The 6,006-nt window shown below is 72.3% G+C and carries 3 protein-coding genes and 1 pseudogene; 3 read left to right on the forward strand and 1 reads right to left on the reverse strand.

Annotation, left to right across the window (positions count from 1 at the left end; genetic code table 11):
- A pseudogene (locus AE652_RS29155) lies at positions 1-184 on the forward strand (hypothetical protein); the annotation flags it as partial.
- 106 nt (positions 185-290) lie between these two features.
- On the opposite strand, the gene AE652_RS29160 reads toward AE652_RS29155, so the two are convergent.
- Positions 291-2,783, reverse strand: coding sequence for a DEAD/DEAH box helicase (locus AE652_RS29160; RefSeq protein WP_369808340.1), 2,493 nt, complete (start codon positions 2,781-2,783; stop codon positions 291-293).
- A gap of 483 nt (positions 2,784-3,266) precedes the next feature.
- Between AE652_RS29160 and AE652_RS29165 the strand changes: the two genes are divergently transcribed.
- Both AE652_RS29165 and AE652_RS29170 read left to right on the forward strand, forming a co-directional pair.
- Positions 3,267-5,228, forward strand: a complete 1,962-nt coding sequence (locus tag AE652_RS29165) for a PIG-L family deacetylase (RefSeq protein ID WP_049656866.1) — start codon at positions 3,267-3,269, stop codon at positions 5,226-5,228.
- A gap of 155 nt (positions 5,229-5,383) precedes the next feature.
- On the forward strand, positions 5,384-6,006 hold a 623-nt coding region (locus AE652_RS29170; RefSeq protein ID WP_159028580.1), incomplete at its 3' end, for an aminotransferase class I/II-fold pyridoxal phosphate-dependent enzyme.

Consider the following 6,006-nt stretch of genomic DNA (forward strand, 5'->3'; position numbering starts at 1 on the left):
CGTGACCGTCACCAGCTCGCGGCCCGGCGACGGCCGCCCGGCGGGCTCCGCCCCGAGCGGCACCGGGGCGCCGACCACGCCCGGCCAGCCGGCCACCGGCGCGGCGCCCAGCACCGAGCAGACCCTGGACGAGGCCACCCGGGCGCTCTCCTACGCGGCGGGGTCGCCGTTCGCCTGGATGTGACGGCGCTCCCCGGCTGCGACAGCGGCCCGTTCTGACGTGACGACGCCCCCGGAAGCCGAAGCTTCCGGGGGCGTCGACGTACATCCGGCGTCGACGTACAGCCGGCTCAGCCGCCGAGCCGGTCCACCGAGGTCACCCGCAGCACCGCGCGGCCCTCCTCGTCCGAGCCGTACAGGTCGACCTCGGCGCTGATGCCCCAGTCGTGGTCGCCCTCCGGGTCGTCGAAGATCTGCCGGACCCGCCAGGAGGAGTCCTCCTCCTCGATGAGCAGCATCTTCGGGCCGCGCGCGTCCGGGCCGGTGCCGAGGTCGTCGTACTCCTCCCAGTACCCGTCCATGGCGTCCGCCCAGCGGTCCGCGTCCCAGCCGTACTCGCCGTCCAGGTCGGCGAGCTCCTCGTAGTGCTCCAGCGCGCACAGCTCGACCCGGCGGAACATCTCGTTGCGCACCAGGACGCGGAAGGCGCGGGCGTTGGCGGTGACCGGCGCCGGCTTGTCGTCCAGCCGCACCTCGGCGGCCTGCGGCTCGGTCGGGTTGGCCAGCTGCTCCCACTCGTCCAGCAGGCTGGAGTCGACCTGGCGGACCAGCTCGCCGAGCCAGGCGATGACGTCCTTGAGGTCGTCGGTCTTCACGTCCTCGGGGACGGTCTGCTCCAGCGCCTTGTACGCGCCGGCCAGGTAGCGCAGCACGATGCCCTCGGTGCGGGCCAGCTCGTAGAAGCCGACGTAGTCCGAGAAGGTCATCGCCCGCTCGTACAGGTCGCGGACCACCGACTTCGGCTGGAGCTGGTGGTCGCCGATCCACGGGTGCGCCCGGCGGTACACCTCGTAGGCGTGGGTGAGGAGCTCCTCCAGCGGCTTCGGGTAGGTGATCTCCTGGAGCCGCTCCATCCGCTCCTCGTACTCGATGCCGTCGCGCTTCATCTCGCCGACGGCCTCGCCGCGCGCCTTGTTCTGCTGCGCGGCGAGGATCTGGCGCGGGTCGTCCAGGGTCGCCTCGACGATGGAGACGACGTCCATCGCGTACGAGGGCGAGGTCGGGTCGAGCAGTTCGAAGGAGGCCAGCGCGAAGGTGGACAGCGGCTGGTTGAGCGCGAAGTTCTCCTGGAGGTCCAGGGTGAGGCGGACGATCCGGCCCTCGGCGTCCGGCTCCGGCAGCCGCTCCACCACGCCGCCCTCCAGCAGCGAGCGGTAGATGGCGATCGCGGTGCGGATGTGCCGGCGCTGCGCGGCCCGGTCCTCGTGGTTGTCGGTCAGCAGCTTGCGCATCGCCTCGAAGGCGTTGCCCGGGCGGCCGATCACCGACAGCAGCATCGCGTGGCTCACCTTGAACCGGGAGACCAGCGGCTCCGGGTCGGCGCCGATCAGCTTGTCGAAGGTCTCCTCGGTCCAGCCGACGAAGCCCTCCGGGGCCTTCTTCCGGACGACCTTGCGCTTCTTCTTCGGGTCGTCCCCGGCCTTGGCGATCGCCTTGTCGTTCTCGATCACGTGCTCCGGCGCCTGGGCCACCACCTGGCCGACGGTGTCGAAGCCGGCCCGGCCGGCCCGGCCGGCGATCTGGTGGAACTCGCGGGCGCGCAGGATGCGCACGCGCTGCCCGTCGTACTTGGACAGGGCGGTGAACAGCACCGTGCGGATCGGCACATTGACGCCGACGCCGAGCGTGTCGGTGCCGCAGATGACCTTCAACAGGCCCGCCTGGGCGAGGCGTTCGACCAGCCGGCGGTACTTCGGCAGCATGCCCGCGTGGTGCACGCCGATGCCGTGGCGCACGTAACGGGACAGGTTGCGGCCGAACTTGGTGGTGAAGCGGAAACCGCCGATCAGGTCGGCGATGGCCTCCTTCTCCGCCTTCGAGCACATGTTGATGCTCATCAGCGACTGGGCCCGGTCCACCGCCTCCTTCTGGGTGAAGTGCACGACGTAGACCGGCGCCTGGCCGGTCTGCAGCAGCTCCTCCAGGGTCTCGTGCATCGAGGTGCGGCGGTACTCGTAGAACAGCGGCACCGGGCGGGTCGCGTTGCGCACCACCGTGGTCGGCCGGCCGGTGCGGCGGGTCAGGTCCTCCTCGAAGCGGCGGACGTCGCCGAGCGTCGCGGACATCAGCAGGAACTGCGCCTGCGGCAGCTCCAGCAGCGGGATCTGCCAGGCCCAGCCGCGGTCCGGCTCCGCGTAGAAGTGGAACTCGTCCATGACCACCTGGCCGATGTCCGCCCGGGTGCCGTCGCGCAGCGCGATCTGGGCGAGCACCTCGGCGGTGCAGCAGATGATCGGCGCGGTCGGGTTCACGCTCGCGTCGCCGGTCATCATGCCGACCTGTTCGGTGCCGAACATCTTCACCAGGTCGAAGAACTTCTCCGAGACCAGCGCCTTGATCGGCGCGGTGTAGAAGGTCCGCTTCCCCTCCGCCAGCGCGGCGAAGTGCGCCCCCGCCGCCACCAGGCTCTTGCCCGACCCGGTCGGCGTCGCGAGGATCACGTTGTTCCCCGACACCAGCTCGATCAGCGCCTCCTCCTGTGCCGGGTACAGCGTGATCCCGCGCTCCTCCGACCAGGCTGCGAACGTCTCGTACAGCGCGTCGGGGGTGGCGGGCTTCGGCATCAGATCAAGGAGGGTCACCCGGCTATCTTGCCTGCTCGCCGCCACCCCGGGCAAAGCCCGGTGCCGCGAGGGGAGGGCCGGAGGGGGTTCCGCGGACGTCGATCAGGCGGTGCGGGACGGCGGCGGGGCGTCCGTCCCGCTCCGGGGCGTCGCGGCGGACCGGCGGTAAAGCGCGCGGTGGACCAGGGGGAAACCGGTGGGAAGCCGGTGGGAAACCGTGCGGCGGACCGGCGGGAAAGCGGAGGGAAACCGGCGGGAACGGGGGAAAGGCCGTGGTCGGCCGGGGTGCGCGGCCCGACGGAGGAACGGGTTCGTCCGGAAACGAGGATACCGGGAAGGACGTGGGCGAAGACGTTTGAGCGTGCGTCAACTGTCTTTCCAGTACGACACGTTCACGGAATGCGGAGCACGACATTGTGGACCCGGGGATGGGTTAACCTCCTTCTGGCATGCTCACGTCCCGATCTCGAATTGGGGGATCCCATGGCAATCGGACGACGACAACTCCTCGCCTCCGTCGCGCTCACCGCCCTCGCCGCACCCGTCCTGACCAAGGCGACGGCGACCCGCGCGGCCGCGGCCGAACCCGGAGCCGCAGCCGTACCCGTACCCGGAGCCGCGGCCACCGGCTCCGGACCGCTGTTCATGCAGATCGTCGCGCACGAGGACGACGACATCCTCTTCATGAACCCGGACCTCTCCAACGCCCTCGCCGACGGCACGCCGTCCGTCACCGTCTTCGTCACCGCGGGGAACGCGACCGGCGACCCGTGCTCCACCGTCTGCTGGGACACCGCCGGCGAACCGCTGCGCACCTGGAACCGGCAGATGGGCGCCGTCAACGCCTACTCCCGGATGACCGGGGTCGGCGACACCGACCCGGCCACCGACGAGGTCGGCCACTGGACGGCCGAGGCCTGGACGGTCGCCGGCAAGCAGGTCGAGCGGTACGTCCTCAAGGGCCGGCCGGTGCACCTGGTCTTCCTCAACCTGCACGACGCCCGGCTCGGCGGCGTGCTGAACGGCGGCACCGACACCACCGTCGTCCCGAAGGACAGCCCGCTGTCCGGGCCGTCGACCTACACGGCCGCGGACGTCGTCGAAGTACTGCGGCAGCTGATGGCGACCTACCGGCCGACCGTGCTCCGGGCCCAGGACGAACTCCCGGACCGCCGCTACTCCGGCGACCACTCCGACCACGTCGCCGCCGCGAAGTTCGCCGGCCAGGCCGCCGGCCTCTACGGCGGCAACCTGATCCAGGTGAACTACCGGGACTACAACATCGGCGACGCCCCGGTGAACCTCGACCCGGCGACAGCCGGCGCCAAGGGCGTCCACTTCTCCGAGTACGCCGGCCACGACCACTCCGACGGGAACTACTCCGCCCTCTGGTTCTCCCGGATGTACTACCGCTGGTCGCGCGGCACCTCCTGGGCCGGGCTCAACCAGGACGGCCGCCCGCAGGTCTTCGTCGTCCGGGCCGGCGCCCTCCACACCTACTGGCGCCAGGCCGACGGCAGCTGGGGCGGCCCGCTCCGGATGGCCGACCCCGGCGGGCGGATCGCCCCCGGCATCGCCGTCGGCACCAACGCCGACGGCCGACTGGAGGTCTTCGCCCGCAGCCTCACCGACCACCACCTCCTCTCCCTGCCGCAGGCCGTGCCCAACGGCCGCTGGTGGGACAGCTGGGCCGACCACGGCAACCCCAACACCGGGCTCGGCAACGAGGACCAGGTCGGCGTACCCGCCGTCGCCAACTCCCTGGACGGGCGGCTGGAACTCTTCGTCAAGAACGGCGGCGGCGGCCTCAGCGGCATCCGGCAGACCACCCCGGGCGGGGTCTGGACGGGCACCTGGACGGACTTCGGCGGCACCGACCTCCAGGACCCGGTCACCGCGATCCGCAACGGCGCCGGGGCGATCGAGGTGTTCGCCGCCACCCGCACCGCCGTCCTCGGCTGGCACCAGAGCACCCCGAACGGCGCCCTCACCGGCCCCGACCCGATCCCGGACGCCCGCCCGGCCAGCCCGCCCAAGGCCGCCCTCGACCAGGACGGCCGCATCGAACTCGCCTACCGCGAGGTCGGCACCGGCGCGGTGCTGGTCAGCTACCAGACCCGGCCCGGCGGACCGTGGAGCCGGACCCCGGCCCCCCTCGGCGGCCACGGCGGCGTCGGCGAACCGGCCGCGGCCACCCTCGCCGGCCGCGTCGTCCTGTTCGAACGCAACGCCGCCGGCGGCGTCAGCACCACCGCCCAGACCGCCCCCGACAGCGGCTACGGCCCCTGGCAGGACCTCGGCGGCACCGTCCTCGACCACCCGGCCGCCCTCACCGACGGCACCGGCGTCCTCCACCTCTTCGCCATTGGCACCGACGGCCGGGTGTACCTCCGCACGGCCACCACCCCCACCACCTTCGACCCCTGGCAGAGCCTGCCGCTCTGACCGCCTCTTCCGGCGGCTGTTCGGGAGCACTCCCGAACAGCCGCCGGAGCGGATGACCGGCGACATCACCCGAGGAAATCGCGACAGGATCAGCCCGTCGATATGTGCCGATCCGCACATTGCCCGACGCGCGGCGGCATGCCAGAGTGCCGGGCATGAACCATCCGCTCGCGGCCGAGCCGCGCCCCTCCGTCCTCGCCGCTCCCGCCCCCGCGCACGTCTTCGACTGGCTTGACGAGACGGCCGCGATGCGGGCGGAGGCCGGGCTGACGCGGACGTTGCGCAGTCGGGGGGCGGACGACGCGGTGCTGGACCTCGCGGGGAACGACTACCTGGGGCTGACCAGGCATCCGGTGGTCGCCCGGGCGGCGGCGGACGCGGCGCTGCGGTGGGGCGGGGGCTCGACGGGGTCGCGGCTGGTGACCGGGACGACGGCGCTGCACAGCGAACTGGAGGAGGAGCTGGCCGAGTTCTGCGGGGTGGAGGCCGCGCTGGTGTTCTCCTCCGGGTACACGGCCAACCTCGCGGCGCTGACCGCGCTCACCGACCCGGACACCCTGATCGTCTCCGACGCCTACAACCACGCCTCCCTCATCGACGGCTGCCGGCTCTCCCGCGCCGACGTCCACCGGGCCCCGCACAGCGACCCGGCGGCCGTGGCCGAGGTGCTCGCCGGGCGGGCGCAGCGGCGGGCGCTGGTGGTCACCGACTCGGTGTTCTCGGTGGACGGCGACGCGGCCCCGCTGCCCGCGCTGTCGCAGGCCGTCCGCGCGCACGG

Source organism: Kitasatospora sp. MY 5-36 (genome assembly GCF_001182915.1).
GTDB lineage: Bacteria > Actinomycetota > Actinomycetes > Streptomycetales > Streptomycetaceae > Kitasatospora.